At 73.8% G+C, this 14,923-nt stretch carries 14 protein-coding genes and 2 tRNA genes; 7 read left to right on the forward strand and 9 right to left on the reverse strand.

The window, feature by feature from the left end; all coding sequences use genetic code 11:
- Positions 1-9: 9 nt before the first annotated feature.
- Positions 10-1,809 carry an AMP-dependent synthetase/ligase gene (locus JIG38_RS11155; RefSeq protein WP_199423881.1) on the forward strand — a complete coding sequence of 600 codons (1,800 nt, stop codon included), beginning with the start codon at positions 10-12 and terminating at the stop codon, positions 1,807-1,809.
- Between the two features lie 94 nt (positions 1,810-1,903).
- Here JIG38_RS11155 and JIG38_RS11160 read toward each other — a convergent pair whose 3' ends face one another.
- From JIG38_RS11160 to JIG38_RS11185, 6 genes are all read right to left on the reverse strand, one after another.
- Positions 1,904-3,097, reverse strand: coding sequence for a baeRF2 domain-containing protein (locus JIG38_RS11160; protein WP_199423882.1), 1,194 nt, complete (start codon positions 3,095-3,097; stop codon positions 1,904-1,906).
- A gap of 202 nt (positions 3,098-3,299) precedes the next feature.
- Positions 3,300-4,577 carry an ATP-dependent Clp protease ATP-binding subunit ClpX gene (gene clpX, locus JIG38_RS11165; protein WP_199423883.1) on the reverse strand — a complete coding sequence of 426 codons (1,278 nt, stop codon included), beginning with the start codon at positions 4,575-4,577 and terminating at the stop codon, positions 3,300-3,302.
- A gap of 141 nt (positions 4,578-4,718) precedes the next feature.
- The gene (locus tag JIG38_RS11170) at positions 4,719-5,417 is read right to left on the reverse strand and encodes an ATP-dependent Clp protease proteolytic subunit (RefSeq protein ID WP_307844821.1); all 699 of its coding nucleotides are present in this window, start codon (positions 5,415-5,417) and stop codon (positions 4,719-4,721) included.
- A gap of 49 nt (positions 5,418-5,466) precedes the next feature.
- The gene (locus JIG38_RS11175; protein WP_307844822.1) at positions 5,467-6,096 is read right to left on the reverse strand and encodes an ATP-dependent Clp protease proteolytic subunit; all 630 of its coding nucleotides are present in this window, start codon (positions 6,094-6,096) and stop codon (positions 5,467-5,469) included.
- A 246-nt stretch (positions 6,097-6,342) separates the two neighbouring features.
- On the reverse strand, positions 6,343-7,725 hold the full coding sequence (tig, locus tag JIG38_RS11180) for a trigger factor (protein ID WP_199423884.1): 1,383 nt from the start codon (positions 7,723-7,725) through the stop codon (positions 6,343-6,345).
- A gap of 155 nt (positions 7,726-7,880) precedes the next feature.
- Positions 7,881-7,954: transfer RNA gene (locus JIG38_RS11185), tRNA-Pro, on the reverse strand.
- A gap of 91 nt (positions 7,955-8,045) precedes the next feature.
- On the opposite strand from JIG38_RS11185, the gene JIG38_RS11190 reads away from it, so the two are divergent.
- Together JIG38_RS11190 and JIG38_RS11195 are read left to right on the forward strand one after the other, a co-directional pair.
- Positions 8,046-8,119 (forward strand) — tRNA-Gly (locus JIG38_RS11190).
- A 52-nt stretch (positions 8,120-8,171) separates the two neighbouring features.
- A complete protein-coding gene (locus tag JIG38_RS11195; protein WP_199423885.1) occupies positions 8,172-9,602 on the forward strand; it encodes a hypothetical protein in 1,431 nt (476 codons plus the stop codon).
- Here the strand turns inward: JIG38_RS11195 and JIG38_RS11200 are convergent.
- From JIG38_RS11200 to JIG38_RS11210, 3 genes are read right to left on the reverse strand one after another with little or no spacing between them, the layout of a single operon-like run.
- Positions 9,578-10,183: a hypothetical protein gene (locus JIG38_RS11200; protein ID WP_199423886.1), complete on the reverse strand. Its 606-nt coding sequence runs from the start codon at positions 10,181-10,183 to the stop codon at positions 9,578-9,580. The genes JIG38_RS11195 and JIG38_RS11200 overlap by 25 nt on opposite strands.
- Entirely contained in the window at positions 10,180-10,743 is a 564-nt protein-coding gene (locus JIG38_RS11205; protein WP_199423887.1) for a DUF4352 domain-containing protein, read from the reverse strand. Before JIG38_RS11205 ends, JIG38_RS11200 begins: the two co-directional genes overlap by 4 nt.
- Entirely contained in the window at positions 10,740-11,417 is a 678-nt protein-coding gene (locus tag JIG38_RS11210) for a hypothetical protein (protein WP_199423888.1), read from the reverse strand. Before JIG38_RS11210 ends, JIG38_RS11205 begins: the two co-directional genes overlap by 4 nt.
- Positions 11,418-11,882: 465 nt before the next feature.
- On the opposite strand from JIG38_RS11210, the gene cysK reads away from it, so the two are divergent.
- From cysK to JIG38_RS11230, 4 genes are all read left to right on the forward strand, one after another.
- Positions 11,883-12,818 carry a cysteine synthase A gene (gene cysK, locus JIG38_RS11215; protein ID WP_199423889.1) on the forward strand — a complete coding sequence of 312 codons (936 nt, stop codon included), beginning with the start codon at positions 11,883-11,885 and terminating at the stop codon, positions 12,816-12,818.
- Position 12,819: 1 nt separating this feature from the next.
- Entirely contained in the window at positions 12,820-13,404 is a 585-nt protein-coding gene (epsC, locus tag JIG38_RS11220; protein ID WP_199423890.1) for a serine O-acetyltransferase EpsC, read from the forward strand.
- A gap of 114 nt (positions 13,405-13,518) precedes the next feature.
- On the forward strand, positions 13,519-13,872 hold the full coding sequence (locus JIG38_RS11225) for a GntR family transcriptional regulator (protein ID WP_199423891.1): 354 nt from the start codon (positions 13,519-13,521) through the stop codon (positions 13,870-13,872).
- Positions 13,869-14,882: a DUF1648 domain-containing protein gene (locus tag JIG38_RS11230; protein ID WP_199423892.1), complete on the forward strand. Its 1,014-nt coding sequence runs from the start codon at positions 13,869-13,871 to the stop codon at positions 14,880-14,882. Before JIG38_RS11225 ends, JIG38_RS11230 begins: the two co-directional genes overlap by 4 nt.
- Positions 14,883-14,923 lie beyond the last annotated feature (41 nt).

The raw sequence follows: 14,923 nt of genomic DNA on the forward strand, positions 1-14,923 counted from the left end.
AGGCCCGCGTTGCGCGAGTTCACCAGTCCCAGCCTCGTCACCCTCGACCCGTCGATGTCGATCCCCGGCCTGCTCGCGGCCCGGCTCGAGCGGTCGCCCGGCGGCACGCTCGTCGAGCGCAAGCAGGGCCTGGGCGGCACGTGGACGCCCGTGAGCACGCGCGCCTTCGTCGACCAGGTCACCGCCGTGGCCAAGGGGCTGGTCGCGCGCGGCGTCGAGGTCGGCGACCGCGTCTCGATCATGAGCCGCACGCGCTACGAGTGGACGCTGCTCGACTTCGCGGTCTGGGCGGCCGGCGCCGTCCCCGTGCCCGTGTACGAGACGTCGTCGGCCGAGCAGATCCGCTGGATCCTCTCAGACGCCGACGTGCGCCTCGCGGTCGTCGAGACGACGGCGCACGCGGCCGCGACGGAGTCCGTCCGCGACGGCCTGCCCCGGCTCGGTGACGTGCTCGTCATCGACGAGGGTGGGCTCGAGACGCTGCGCGCGGAGGGCGAGCATGTGCTCGACGAGGAGGTCGAGCGTCGCAGCGCCGTCGCGGGCACGGCCGACCTCGCGACGATCATCTACACGTCGGGCACCACCGGGAACCCCAAGGGCGTCGAGCTCACCCACGGCAACTTCGTGGCGCTCGCGCTCGAGGGCGTCGCGGGCCTCGCGGACGTGGTGGCGAAGCCAACGTCGCGCACGCTGCTGTTCATGCCGCTGGCGCACGTCTTCGCCCGGTACATCCAGGTCATGTGCATCCCGTCGGGCGCCGTCATGGGCCACACGCCGGACACCAAGAACCTGCTCGCCGACCTGCGCACGTTCCGGCCGACCTTCATCCTCTCGGTGCCCCGCGTCTTCGAGAAGGTCTACAACTCGGCCGAGCAGAAGGCCGCCGGCGGCGTGAAGCTGCGGCTCTTCCGCTGGGCCGCGCGGACGTCGATCGAGTACTCGCGGGCGCTCGACGGGACCGGCGCGCCCTCGGCCGCGCTCAAGGCCCAGCACGCGCTGGCCGACCGCCTCGTGCTCCACAAGCTGCGCGCCGCACTCGGCGGGAACGCGGAGTACGCGGTCTCGGGCGGCGCGCCGCTCGGCGAGCGCCTCGGCCACTTCTACCGCGGCATCGGCCTGCGCGTCCTCGAGGGCTACGGCCTCACCGAGACGACGGCCCCGACGGCGGTCAACCTGCCCGAGCGCACGAAGATCGGCACGGTCGGGCCGCCCTTCCCCGGCACCGCGGCGCGCATCGCCGACGACGGCGAGATCGAGATCTCCGGGCCGCACGTCTTCCGCGGGTACCACGGCAACCCGGACGCGACGGCGGCGGCGCTGGTCGACGGCTGGTTCCGCACGGGCGACCTCGGCTCGCTCGACGAGGACGGCTTCCTCACGATCACGGGGCGCAAGAAGGAGATCATCGTCACGGCCGGCGGCAAGAACGTCGCGCCCGCCGTCCTCGAGGACCGCCTGCGCGCGCACCCGCTCGTCAGCCAGGTCGTCGTCGTCGGCGACGGCAAGCCGTTCATCGGCGCGCTCGTGACCCTGGACGCGGAGATGCTGCCCGGCTGGCTCGCGGCCAAGGGGCTGCCGCCCATGGACCCGGCAGCCGCCTCACGCAGCCACGCGGTGCTCGCGGCGCTCGACCGCGCCGTCGAGCGCACGAACGAGGCGGTCTCGCGGGCCGAGTCCATCCGCAAGATCCACGTGCTGCCCAGCGACTTCACGGAGGCGAACGGCTACCTCACGCCCTCGCTCAAGGTGCGCCGCTCGCTCGTGCTGCGCGACTTCGCCGAGCAGGTCGAGCAGCTCTACACCCGCTGACGCCGAGGCCGACACCCCCCGCCGAGGCCGACGCTCCGGGACGTGTCGACCTCGGCCCACGGGTGTCGACCTCGGCGGGGTGGGGTGGCCGCGGTCAGCGGCGGCGGTGGTGGGTGTCGGCGGTGTAGGCCGGCGCGGTCTCGTGCGGCGTCGCGGCGTCGGACCAGCGCAGCAGGGCACCGACGCCGTCGACGAGCTCGAGGCTCCCCTCGGGCGCGTACGTGAAGCCGGCGTCCTGGGCGACCGCGGCGCGCAGCACGACGATGTCGGCCCGGTGCTCACGCACGTCGGCGTCCGGGACGCCCAGAGCGGTGACGTCCTGCCTGCGCACACCCAGGTGGAGCGGGTCGGGGCCGCACCACAGCGTCCGCTCGCCGAGCCGTGCGACCGACGCCCCGGCGGCCGACCGCAGGACGACGAGCTCGGCCACCTGCCCCTTGCGCAGCACGTCCACGACGTCGTCGAGCGACGTCACCGCGCCGTCCCCGCGACCGAGGGCCTCGCGCACACGGTCGGCCACCACCTCACGCCGGCGGGCGCGGTAGGCCTCGAGGACCTCGTGGACGTTCTGCGCGAACACGTCCTCCTTGACGCCGTCGGCGCGCGACCCGCCCGGGACCTCGGTGAGGAGGTCGCGCGTCGCCCGGCCCACGACGTCGCGCAGGAGCGCCACCGCGCGGACGTCCCCCGTGACGAGGACGAGCTCGGGTCGCTTCTCCGCGACGACGCGGTCCACCTCGCCCGCGACGGCCTCGGCGTTGCGCTCCCAGGAGTCCTGCACGCGCATCTCGAAGCGTCGCTGCGACCAGCCGCCCCCGCCGTACTTGTGCAGCTCGTCGTGCCCGCCCTCGACGTGGTCCCGCTCGCCGCCGCCGTCCGGGTCGGACCAGATGAGGTCCGCGCCGAGCCGGTCGATCTCGACCAGCAGGTACCGCACCCCCTCGTCGGTCGCCGTGACGGCGGGCGCGAGCGACGGCGCGCCGTCGTGGAAGGCCTCGTCGCGCACGGGCGGGGCGGCGAGCACCCGGTCCATGAGGACCCGGCGGCCCACGGCCACCACGTAGCGCCCGTGGGGACCCGGCACGTGCGTCGGGCGGAGCACGGCCTCCTCGACGACCTGGATCGTCTCTGCCGGCGCACCGGCATGCTCGAGCGCCCGTCGCATCCCGTTCCACCGGTTCCGGACCTCGCGGTCGCCGCCGGACTCGTCACCTCGCGTCGTGTCGAGGCACACCGACGTGAGCGGGCCGTCGTGGTGGATGAGGGGCTTGAGGGAGTCGAGCTTCATCAGGTCCTCGCGATCTGGTCGCTGACGCCGGCCCGGGACGGCGCCGGCTCGGTTCTCCCCACCCTCTGCCAAACGGGCCGCGCGCGCCACCTCTTCACGCGACCTCGCCCCGACCTCGTGACGTGCACCGCGGTGCACCCGGTCCCCGGCACGACGACGCCCCGCGCACCGGGCGGTGGCGGGGCGTCGTCGCGCGGGTCGGTCAGGCGGACTTCTCGCGCGGCGTCCGCTTGGGTGCCGGCTCGCGCGGCACGATCGTCGGGTTGACGTTCTCGAGCACCGTCTCGCGGGTCACGACGACACGCGCGATGTCGTCACGGCTGGGGACGTCGAACATCACCTGCTGCAGCACCTCCTCGAGGATCGCCCGGAGGCCGCGAGCACCCGTGCCGCGCAGGAGCGCCTGGTCGGCGACGGCCTCGACGGCGTCGGGCGTGAACTCGAGCTCCACGCCGTCGATCTCGAACATGCGCTGGTACTGCTTGACGAGCGCGTTGCGCGGCTCGGTGAGGATGCGGACCAGGGCCTCCTGGTCGAGCGGCGAGACCGTCGTGATGACCGGGACGCGGCCGATGAACTCGGGGATGAGCCCGAACTTCAGCAGGTCCTCGGGCATGACGTCGCCGAACACGTCCGTGTCGTCGGCCGAGTGCAGCGGGGCGCCGAAGCCGATCCCGCGCCGGCCGGCGCGCGACGTGATGATCTCGTCGAGGCCCGCGAACGCGCCCGCGACGATGAACAGCACGTTCGTCGTGTCGATCTGGATGAACTCCTGGTGCGGGTGCTTGCGACCGCCCTGCGGCGGCACGGACGCCGTCGTGCCCTCGAGGATCTTGAGGAGCGCCTGCTGGACGCCCTCGCCCGAGACGTCGCGCGTGATCGACGGGTTCTCGCTCTTGCGGGCGATCTTGTCGACCTCGTCGATGTAGATGATGCCCGTCTCGGCCTTCTTGACGTCGTAGTCCGCGGCCTGGATGAGCTTGAGGAGGATGTTCTCGACGTCCTCGCCCACGTAGCCGGCCTCGGTGAGCGCGGTGGCGTCCGCGATCGCGAAGGGGACGTTGAGCATCTTGGCGAGCGTCTGCGCGAGGTACGTCTTGCCGCAGCCCGTGGGGCCGATGAGCAGGATGTTGGACTTCGCGAGCTCGACGGCGTCCGCGTCGTTCCCGACGCGGCTCAGCTCGCCGGCCTGGATGCGCTTGTAGTGGTTGTAGACCGCGACGGCGAGCGACCGCTTGGCGGGCTCCTGGCCGACGATGTACTGCTCGAGGAAGTCGAAGATCTCGCGGGGCTTGGGGAGCTCGACCATGCCGACCTCGGTGGCCTCGGCGAGCTCCTCCTCGATGATCTCGTTGCAGAGGTCGATGCACTCGTCGCAGATGTAGACGCCAGGACCGGCGATGAGCTTCTTGACCTGCTTCTGGCTCTTCCCGCAGAAGGAGCACTTCAGCAGGTCGGCGCCGTCCCCGATGCGAGCCACTGCGTTCCCCTCCCTGACGCCCCGGTTCCGGGACGTTCACGAACCATTGCACACCACGCCGACGCCGCTGTCAGCCCGCGCGGGCCCGGCGGCGTGTCCTTCACCCGCCCGGGACGTGCGCCCCGGGCGGGTGACCGACGATCAGGACGGGACCACGGCCGCCTTGCGGCTCTGCAGCACCTGGTCGACCAGGCCGTACTCGAGCGCCTGCTCGGCCGAGAGGATCTTGTCCCGCTCGATGTCCTTGCGGACCTGCTCGACGTCGCGCCCGGTGTGGCGCGCGATCGTCTCCTCGAGCCACTCGCGCATGCGGATGAGCTCGTTGGCGTGGATCTCGATGTCGGACGCCTGCGCGTAGCCGCCACCCTCCATCGCCGGCTGGTGGATGAGCACGCGCGCGTTCGGCAGCGCGAGGCGCTTGCCCGGCGTGCCGGCCGCGAGCAGCACGGCCGCCGCCGACGCCGCCTGGCCGAGGCAGACGGTCTGGATCTGCGGCTTGATGTACTGCATCGTGTCGTAGATCGCCGTCATGGCCGTGAAGGAGCCGCCGGGCGAGTTGATGTACAGGATGATGTCGCGGTCCGGGTCCTGGCTCTCGAGGACCAGGAGCTGGGCCATGATGTCGTCCGCCGAGGCGTCGTCGACCTGCACGCCGAGGAAGATGATGCGGTCCTCGAAGAGCTTGGTGTACGGGTCCTGGCGCTTGAAGCCGTAGGCCGTCCGCTCCTCGAACTGGGGCAGGACGTAGCGCGACGTCGGCGCGCCGTACGGCAGGGCGCTGCCGCCGTGCATGCCGGCGAGGCCGCTCGCGCGGGAGATGAACTGGTGCTCGGTGCTCACGGTGCTCCTGGTGCTCCTCGATGAAGTGGGGCGCTGACGGGGCGGGCGCTCAGGCGCCCGTGCCGCCGCCGCCGCTGACCGACCCGGAGTGGGTCACGACGTGGTCGATGAAGCCGTACTCCAGGGCCTCCTGGGCCGTGAACCAGCGGTCGCGGTCCGAGTCGGTGTTGATCTGCTCGACGCTCTTGCCGGTCTGCTCGGCGATGAGCTCGGCGAGCACCTTCTTCATGTGGAGGATGAGCTCGGCGTTGATCCGCACGTCCGTCGCCGTGCCGCCGATGCCGCCCGAGGGCTGGTGCATCATCACGCGGGCGTGGGGCGTCGCGTAGCGCTTGCCCTTGGCGCCCGAGGAGAGCAGGAACTGCCCCATCGACGCCGCCATGCCCATCGCGACCGTGGCCACGTCCGGCTGGATGTACTGCATGGTGTCGTAGATCGCCATGCCGGCCGTGATCGAGCCGCCGGGCGAGTTGATGTAGAGGTAGATGTCCTTGTCGGGGTCCTCCGCCGCGAGGAGCATCATCTGGCCGCAGATCGCGTTGGCGTTGTCGTCCCGCACCTCGGAGCCGAGCCAGATGATCCGCTCGCGCAGCAGCCGGTTGTAGATGTGGTCGTTGAGGCCCAGGTTCGGGCCGTCGCCCCGCGCGGCGCGCGGTGCTGCGTGGCTCGTCTCGTTCACGACTCTCCTCGTCCGTCCGTCGTCGTCACCTCGTCGGGCCGCTGCCGGCTGGTGCCGGTCCGGTCGGTCCCCGCGGTACCTGCCCGCGGTCCGACCGCTGTCCCTCGGTGGTGTGCAGTGACCCTAACGCGCAGCGCCGACCCCCCACGTCCCGGCGCGGCCCCGTTTCGCTGTCGGCAGAGGGTGGCACGCAGGGTGGCACGGCAAGGGCCCCGCACCGGTCGGTGCGGGGCCCTGCGTCCGTGCTCAGGCCTTGGCGGCCTCGGCCTCGTCCGCCTCGGCCGACGCGTCCTCGGCGACCTCGGAGTCGGCGGCGACGGCGTCCGCGACGTCGACGTCGTCCGCGTCCTCCTCGTCGGTGCCGATGAAGGTCGACAGGTCGACGGTCGCGCCGGAGCCGTCGACGACCTTCACCTGGCGCAGCGCGACGGCGACAGCCTTGGAGCGGCCGACCTCGGCGACCATCGCGGGGATCTGGCCCTGCTCGTCAACCGTCTTGATGAAGGTGTTCGGGTCCATGCCGTACTGGCGCGACGCGCTCACCAGGTACTCGACGAGCTCGTTCTGCGACACCTTGACCGCGAGCTTCTCGGCGAGCGTGTCGAGCAGGATCTGGTTCGCCAGAGCCTCGCGGGCCTGGTCGCCGACCTCGGCGCGGTGCTCGTCGTCCTCGAGCCGGCCCTCGGACTCGAGGTGACGGTGCACCTCGGCCTCGACGACGCCCGACGGGACGGGGATCTCGAGGCCGGACCGCAGCTGCTCGAGCAGCAGGTCGCGCGCCTGGACCGCCTGGTTGGACGCCTTGATGCGCGCCGCCTGCTCGCGCAGGTCGGCGCGCAGCTCCTCGAGCGTGTCGAACTCGCTCGCGAGCTGGGCGAACTCGTCGTCGGCCGCGGGCAGCTCGCGCGTCTTCACCGACGTCGCCGTCACGGTGACCTGAGCGGTCTCGCCCGCGCGGTCGCCGCCCGCGAGCGCCGTCTCGAACGTCGTGGTCTCGCCGGCCGACAGGCCCGTGAGCGCCTCGTCGAGGCCCTCGAGCATGTTGCCCGAGCCGATCTGGTAGGAGACGCCGGAGACCGTGTCGACCTCCTCGTCCTCGATCGTCGCGACGAGGTCGAGCACGACGTAGTCGCCCTCGGCCGCCGGACGGTCGATGCCGACGAGGGTGCCGAAGCGCTCGCGCAGCGCGTCGAGGCGCGCGTCGACGTCCTCATCCGATACCTCGACGTCGTCGACCGTGACCGTGAGGTCGGCGAGCTCGGGGAGCTCGATGACCGGCCGGACCTCGACCTGGGCCGTGAAGCTCAGGCCGCCCTCGGGCTCGGTGAGCGCCGGGATCGCGGTGACCTCGATGTCGGGCTGGCCGAGGGGGCGCAGGTCCGCCTCGGTCACGGCCTGGCGGTAGAAGCCGGCCATGCCGTCGTTGACGGCGTGCTCGATGACCGCGGCCCGGCCGACGCGCTGGTCGAGGATGCGGGCCGGCACCTTGCCCTTGCGGAAGCCGGGGATCTGGACCTGCGAGCCGATGTGCTCGTACGCGTGGTCGATGCTCGGCTTCAGCTCGTCGTGGGACACCTCGACGGTCAGCTTGACCGTGGTGGCATCGATGGTCTCGACGGCGCTCTTCACAGCAGTGGTCTCCAACGGCTCGGACGGCGGCCGGGGGGCCCCGGGCGCTCGGGTGGTGCAGGTGCGTGGGCGAAGCAGGCAGGGCCGCCCGGACGGCGGCTCGTGAGGGCACGCGGGCAGGCGTGAGCCTCGCTCGGCCCGACGATCCTACGGTGTCGGGATGGCGGGATTCGAACCCACGACCTTCCGCTCCCAAAGCGGACGCGCTACCAACCTGCGCCACATCCCGTCGGCCGGCACCGCGTGGGGCCGCCCGGCAGGCTGAACAGTACTGCCGCGCCGAGCCGTTACCCTGGGTCGCGCTCCCCTCGGGGACGCGTGCGGGCGTAGCTCAATGGTAGAGCCCCAGTCTTCCAAACTGGCTACGCGGGTTCGATTCCCGTCGCCCGCTCCACCACGCGCCGTCGTCCGCCCCACCACGCGCCGTCGCCGCTAGCCTTCCGGGCATGTCCGCGCCCGCACCCCCCGTCGACGACGCGGCGACCACGGAGCGCGAGGCCTCTCGGAGCCTGCCCCCGCGGCCCGTCCTGCGTGAGGGCGCGGTCGTGCTCCGGGACTCCGGCCGCCTGCTCGTCGAGCACTGGCCCGCGCTGCTCGCGCTCGCGTGCGCCGCCGTCGTCGCGCGGTCGCTCGTGCTCGAGCTGGCCGTCGTCGCGTCCCGCCTCATGCCGGTCCTCACGGACCTGGTGCAGGCGCTCGTGCCCTTCGTCCAGGTGCTGGCGGTCGTCGCGATGCTCCTGCTCCTGCGCGGGCGCCACGCGCCGACGGCTGCGACCCCCGCGGAGACGCTCGTCGCACCCGTCGGCAGGGCGCGCGGTCGCCGGGCGGCGACACGGGTCGCGCGCGCCGCCTCGGCCGTGGTCGTCGCGTCGGCCGCCGTGCTCGTCCCCTTCCTGGTCGTCTACGAGCACAACGGCTCCCTCGCCCAGGACGCCATCGCCTTCGGCTACGCCGTCGTCGACGACCTCGCGTTCGGGGCCGACCTCGAGACGCGCCTCGAGCTCGGTGCGTCGGTTGTGGTGGTCGTGACGGTCGCCGCCGCTCTCGTCGCCCGCCGTGTCCTGACGGTCCTCGTCCGCCGCACGCCGCCGCAGCGGGAGGGGGCGCGCTCCCTCCTGCGGCTCGCCGCGGGCTACTGCGAGGCCGTGTGGATCGTGCTCGGCGCCCAGGTCGTGAGCCAGTCCCTCGGGGCTGCCGCGACGTGGTGGTCGACGCGCACCGCCGGCCTCGCCCTCACCACCTGGTGGCAGTCGGTCACGGTGTCGGTGCCGCACGTCGCGGCGTGGGTCGAGACGGTGCTCGGTGGGGCCGGGCTGCTCGTGGGCGCCGCGGTGACGGCCGTGCTGGTCCCCCTCGCCTGGCTCAACCTCGCAGCCGTCGTCTACGGGGTCGAGGCGACCAAGGTGCTCCGCGCGCGGGACCTCGCCGCGGGCCGCGGGCTCGGCGCGGTCGTGACGCGGGTCGGCGACGCGCGCACCGACCGGGCCCTGACGCTCCTCACCGACCCCGAGCGCCGGTTCGGCGCCGTCATCGGTGCCGCCGCGCTCATCGCCCGTGCGGGGTGGCGGCCCGTCCTCGTGGTGTGCCTCGCGTTCCTCGTCGCGGACAACGTCGACCTCGCGGTCTGGGAGCTCGCCCGCGTCCTCGTCGGTCCGCAGACGATCCTCGCGTGGTTCGCCCTCGAGCCCCTCCTCAACGGCATCGGCGCGGTGCTCGCGCAGGTGCTGACGCTCACCCTCGTGGCCGCGGCCGCGAACGCCATCCTCGTCCGGCTCGGCCTGCCCGACGCCCTCCGGCTCCACCGCACGGGCTCCACCGCCCCGGCCATGGGTGCGGCTGCCGACCCCGCTCCTCAGGGCACGGGCAGCGCCGCGTAGCGCGCGCCGAAGCCGGCGTCGTCCCTGGACTCCGTCCAGACGCGCACCTCGACGGGCTCGGCGTCGTCCGGCAGGAGGAAGAGCACCTCGGTCACGATGCTGTCGGGACGCGGCACCGGCTCGCCCTCGGCGGGAGGCTCCTCGCCGAGGTCCTCGGGGTCCGGTCGCGTGCCGCAGCCGACGGTCGAGTCCGAGTAGCCCGGCACGCCGATGAGGGGCGCGGTGAACGTGCGGCCGCGGTCGTCGACCACGCCGACGTCGCAGTAGCGGGTGTCCGGGTGGTCGCTGCGCGACGCGACCACGGCACGCCACACCGCGTAGCCCGCGGGCGGGTGGGACGACTCGTCGTCCTCCTGGAGCACCCGCAGCCGCTCGAACGACTCGAGGCTCAGCCCCGTGTCCTCGACGACGGCCCAGCCCAGCGGTCCGGGGTGCACCGGCAGGTGGTTCTCGACGCGCCACCACCCGGCGCGCGCCTCGTCCGAGGCGACCCACAGGAACGCGAGGACCACCGGGACGAGCACGGCGAGCGAGAGCCGGTGCCGCCCAACCCACGCGCGCACGCGCTGCGTCCCGGTCACGGGAGCGGCCCCAGGAGCTCGGGCTCGGCGATCACGAGCGGCTCACGCTCGACGTCCTCGACGGTCACCGGGACGCGTGCCTCGGCGCCCAGGGAGTCCTCGGCACGCGCGGCGACGACCACGACGAGGTCGCCGAGCGCGTCCTCGGGCACCTCGAAGGCCACCTCGCCCCGGATCGGCGACGCCGGCTGAGGCGGGCCGAGGGACTGCAGACCCACCCGGTCGGTCGCGTCGAACGTCCGGCCCTGCGCGTCGACGAGCCGCACGTCGGCGTAGGGGCCCGGCTGGTCGCCGCCCGCGACGGAGAGGTCGACCGCCACCCACACGCCGTGGGTCGGAGGGCGCCCCTGGTAGTCCGTCTCGAGCTCCGAGGCCGCACGGGCGCCGTGCACGACCACGCTGCCCGGCCAGAGGGGGAGCCGCTCCCCGACGGAGCCGGTGCTCACGAAGGACCGCGTCGATCCGCCGTTGCGGTCGACGTGGTTGACCACGAGCCCGCCGGCGAGCACCGCGACCGCGAGCCCGAGGTGCACGAGCCGGTCGCGCCACGTCGTGCTCACAGGCCGTCCTCCTGGAGGCGCTCGAGCACCGCCGCCGGCAGCCGGGTGGTGCGCGGGACGGAGACCAGGGCCCAGGGCTCCTCGGTCGCCCACGCCATCGCCCGTGCGTTGCGGCTGTAGTACCGCTCGGAGGCGAGCAGCGTGACCTCGAGGTCCTCGGGCACGTCGGACGCCTCCTCGACCGGCCACAGCAGGAGCACCTGCTCGGGCAGGCCCGGCTGCAGGGTCGGGAACTCCGAGCCGTCGCTCACGAGGACCTCGCGGGGGTACGCGTACGCGTCCTCCTCGCTGAGGTCGAGGAGGACGCCGTCGGGCGGCTCGACGAGGTCGGGCAGGGAGCGCACCGTCCGCATCTCCGCCGCCGCCACCTCGACCCGCACGCCGAGCCAGGCACCCGCGCCCTCCTCGGCGAGAGCGCTGCCGAGGATCTCGTCGGTCACGACGTGGTCGAGGACCGTGACCCGCACCGGGCCGACGTCAGCGGTCTCCCCGGCCACGACGCGTCTCTCGGCCACCTGGACGGCGCGGAGCCCGCCGGCGAGGCCGAGCGTCGTGGTGGCGGCGACGAGGACCGCGAGCGTCACGACGACCGCCCGGCCCCACGGCGTGCGCACGAGGTCGAGCACCGTCGCCCGCAGCGCGCGCGGGACGAGCGCGGGCAGCGTCCGCCTCATGCGCTCCTCCTCACGACGGTCGTGCGCACCGCGACGGTCGACCGGCGACGGCGCACGCAGGCTAGCGCGCCCGACCCCCGGCCCACCCGTCGGCCGATTGCTGCCCCGGCGAGCCAGGCGCTAGCGTCTCGGCTCGTGCAGCGAGCGTGCGGAGCGACCGACGTCCTCGGACGTGCGCGCGCGCACCGCCCGGTGCGTCCGCGCCCGGCGCGGGCCGCCCGCGCCGACTGCCTCGGCCCGTCCGCCGCCCCTCGCCGGCGGTGCTGTCGCACGTCCTGTCGCTAGAGCGCCGGCCGGCCCTCCCGCGCGCACGCTTCACGCTCGTGCGCCCCTGACGGTCCCGACCTGCGCTCGCCCCGCCCCGGCCGAGACCGGCACCGGCCCCGGCACGACGGAATGCGCCCGCCCCGCGCGCCGTTCCGGAGGTCAGCAGAGACGATCATCACCCCAGAGACGAGGACCCCCATGGCACGCATCCACGACGACGTCACGACGCTCATCGGCAACACCCCGCTGGTCCGCCTCAACCGCGTGACCGAGGGCGCCGGCGCGACGGTCGCCGCGAAGCTCGAGTTCTACAACCCGGCCAGCTCGGTCAAGGACCGCATCGGCGTCGCGATCATCGACGCGGCCGAGAAGTCCGGCGAGCTGCCCCCCGGCGGCACCGTCGTCGAGGCCACCAGCGGCAACACGGGCATCGCGCTCGCCATGGTCGGCGCGGCGCGCGGGTACGACGTCGTCCTGACGATGCCCGAGACCATGTCCAAGGAGCGCCGCGCGCTGCTGCGCGCGTTCGGCGCCGAGCTCGTGCTCACCCCGGGTTCGGAGGGCATGAAGGGCGCCGTCGCGCGCGCCGAGCAGATCGCGGCCGAGCGCCCCGGCGCCGTCCTGGCGCGGCAGTTCGCCAACGAGGCCAACCCCGCGATCCACCGCGCGACGACGGCCGAGGAGATCTGGGCCGACACGGACGGCGCGGTCGACATCGTCGTCGCGGGCATCGGCACGGGCGGCACCATCACCGGCGTCGGGCAGGTGCTCAAGGAGCGCAAGCCGGGGATCCAGATCATCGCCGTCGAGCCGGCCGAGTCGCCCATCCTCAACGGGGGCCAGCCCGGTCCCCACAAGATCCAGGGCATCGGCGCGAACTTCGTGCCCGAGATCCTCGACACGTCGGTCTACGACGAGGTCATCGACGTCGACGCCGAGACGGCCGTGCGCGTGGCGCGCGAGACGGCGAAGCAGGAGGGCCTGCTCGTCGGCATCTCGTCCGGCGCATCGATCCACGCCGCCGTCGAGGTCGCCAAGCGCCCGGAGAACGCGGGCAAGCTGATCGTCGTCATCGTGCCGTCGTTCGGTGAGCGCTACCTGTCCTCGATCCTCTACTCGGACCTGATGGACTGACGTGGAGCATCTATGGCGCTTCCTCGGGGTCCTGCGCGAGGACCTGCACGCCGCCCGGCGGCGTGACCCCGCCGCGCGCAGCCTCGTCGAGGTCGCCCTCGGCTACCCGGGCGTCCACGCCGTGTGGGCGTACCGGGTGGCCCACCGCATGTGGCGCGAGCCCGGCCTGCGCCTCGCGGCGCGCCTGCTCTCGCAGGCGGTGCGCGCGGCGACGGGCATCGAGATCCATCCGGGCGCGCAGCTCGGACGGCGGCTGTTCATCGACCACGGCATGGGCATCGTCATCGGCGAGACCGCCGTCGTCGGGGACGACGTCGTCCTCTTCCACGGCGCGACCCTCGGCGGCAAGGCCATGCGGCGCGGCAAGCGCCACCCCACGCTCGGGGACGACGTCGTCGTGGGCGCGGGTGCGAAGGTGCTCGGGCCGGTGTGGGTGGGCGACGGCGCGCAGATCGGCGCGAACGCCGTCGTCGTCAAGGACGTCCCGGCCGGCGCGACCGCGGTCGGGGTGCCCGCGGTGGTCCGCACGCGGCCGCTCCCCTCGCCCGCGGCGGACCTCGTCGAGGACCCCGCGATCTACATCTGACCGGGCCCGCCCGGCAGGCAGTCCCGAGCCCCGGTCCGCCTCGCGGACCGGGGCTCGCCACGCACCGCCGTGCTCCCGTTGTTCTAGTTGTCATCTAACAAGTATGCTGACGCCATGCTCTTCCGGATCGACCCCTCGGCACCCGAGCCGCTCTTCGCGCAGCTCGCGGGCCAGGTGCGCTCCGCGGTCGCCGCGGGCGGTCTGCGGCCCGGCGAGCGGCTGCCGAGCGCGCGGGACCTCGCCGCGTCGCTCGACGTCAACATCCACACGGTGCTGCGCGCCTACCAGGACCTGCGCGACGAGGGCCTCATCGACCTGCGGCGCGGCCGGGGCGCCGTCGTCGCCGCCGGGCCCGCGACCGACTACGCGCCGCTGCACGCCGCGATCGCCGAGGTCGTCGCGACGGCCCGCCGCCTCGGCGTCTCCCCCGAGACCACGACCGCCCTGCTCAAGGAGGCGCTCCGATGACCGCGCGCACGACGACGTCCGCCCCGCCCGTCCCGCACCGGGGCGCCACGATCCTCTGGACGGTCGTCGTCCCGGCCCTGGTGACTCTCGCCGGGTCGGCTCTCGCACTGTCCTGGCGCGACGAGCTGCCGGACCGGGTCGCATCACACTGGGGCCGGGGTGGGGGTGTCGACGGGTACAGCACCCTCTCCACGCTGCTGCTCGGCCTCGGGGGCCTCACGCTCGCCTTCTGCGCCTTCATGGCCCTCGTCGGCACGCTCGCCGGACGGGCCTCGATGAGCCGGCGCTTCACGTGCGGCATGGCCGTGTGGTTCGCCGTCTTCCTCCAGGCCGTCCTGCTCTCGACGCTCGCGCCGCAGCGCGGCCTCACGGACCCGTCGGCCGCGCCGGACGCCGCGGGCGGCCTCGGCGTCGCGCTCGTCGTCGCCTGCCTCGCGGCCATCGCGGTGGCCTGGGCCGTCCCGGGTGACGAGGCCATCGCCGCGAGCGCGACGCCACCGCCGGGCGCCCTGCGGCTCGACCTCGGCGCGTCGGAGCACGCGGTGTGGGTCGGCGAGGTCGGGCAGCGGGGCGTGGTCGTCGGGGTCGTCGGCGCGGCGCTGCTCGCGACCGTCGTCTCGCTCGCGTCGGGACTGTGGCTCTTCGGCGTCGTGCTCGGGGTGATCCTCGTCGCGGTGATGGCCGCGACCCTGCGCTGGACGGTCACCGTGGACGCGCGCGGCCTCACGGCGCGCTCGCTGCTCCGCCGGCCGCGCGTGCACGTCCCGTTGGCCGAGGTCGAGGGCGCCGAGGTGGTCGACGTCGACCCGATGCGCGAGTTCGGCGGCTGGGGGCTGCGCATCGGGCTCGACGGTCGCACGGGCGTCGTGCTCCGCGGCGGCCCGGCCATCCAGGTGCGCCGCAGCGGCGGGCGGGTCGTGGTCGTCACCGTGGACGACGCCGCGACGGGTGCGGCGCTGCTCAACACGCTCGCCGAGCGGGGTCGCGCGTCGACCGGCTCGTCGGGCTGACCCAAGATCGCCGGCCCGCTACCCTGGCCGCTCGACCACGA

The sequence above is a fragment of the Actinotalea solisilvae genome (assembly GCF_016464425.1).
Lineage (GTDB): Bacteria > Actinomycetota > Actinomycetes > Actinomycetales > Cellulomonadaceae > Actinotalea > Actinotalea solisilvae.

Excerpts from the sequence above, each read along its gene's own strand:
- JIG38_RS11160 (WP_199423882.1), bottom strand. The coding sequence starts at position 3,097 with ATGAAGCTCGACTCCCTCAAGCCCCTCATCCACCACGACGGCCCGCTC.
- JIG38_RS11195 (WP_199423885.1), top strand. The coding sequence starts at position 8,172 with ATGTCCGCGCCCGCACCCCCCGTCGACGACGCGGCGACCACGGAGCGC.
- JIG38_RS11210 (WP_199423888.1), bottom strand. The coding sequence starts at position 11,417 with ATGAGGCGGACGCTGCCCGCGCTCGTCCCGCGCGCGCTGCGGGCGACG.
- cysK (WP_199423889.1), top strand. The coding sequence starts at position 11,883 with ATGGCACGCATCCACGACGACGTCACGACGCTCATCGGCAACACCCCG.
- JIG38_RS11225 (WP_199423891.1), top strand. The coding sequence starts at position 13,519 with ATGCTCTTCCGGATCGACCCCTCGGCACCCGAGCCGCTCTTCGCGCAG.
- JIG38_RS11230 (WP_199423892.1), top strand. The coding sequence starts at position 13,869 with ATGACCGCGCGCACGACGACGTCCGCCCCGCCCGTCCCGCACCGGGGC.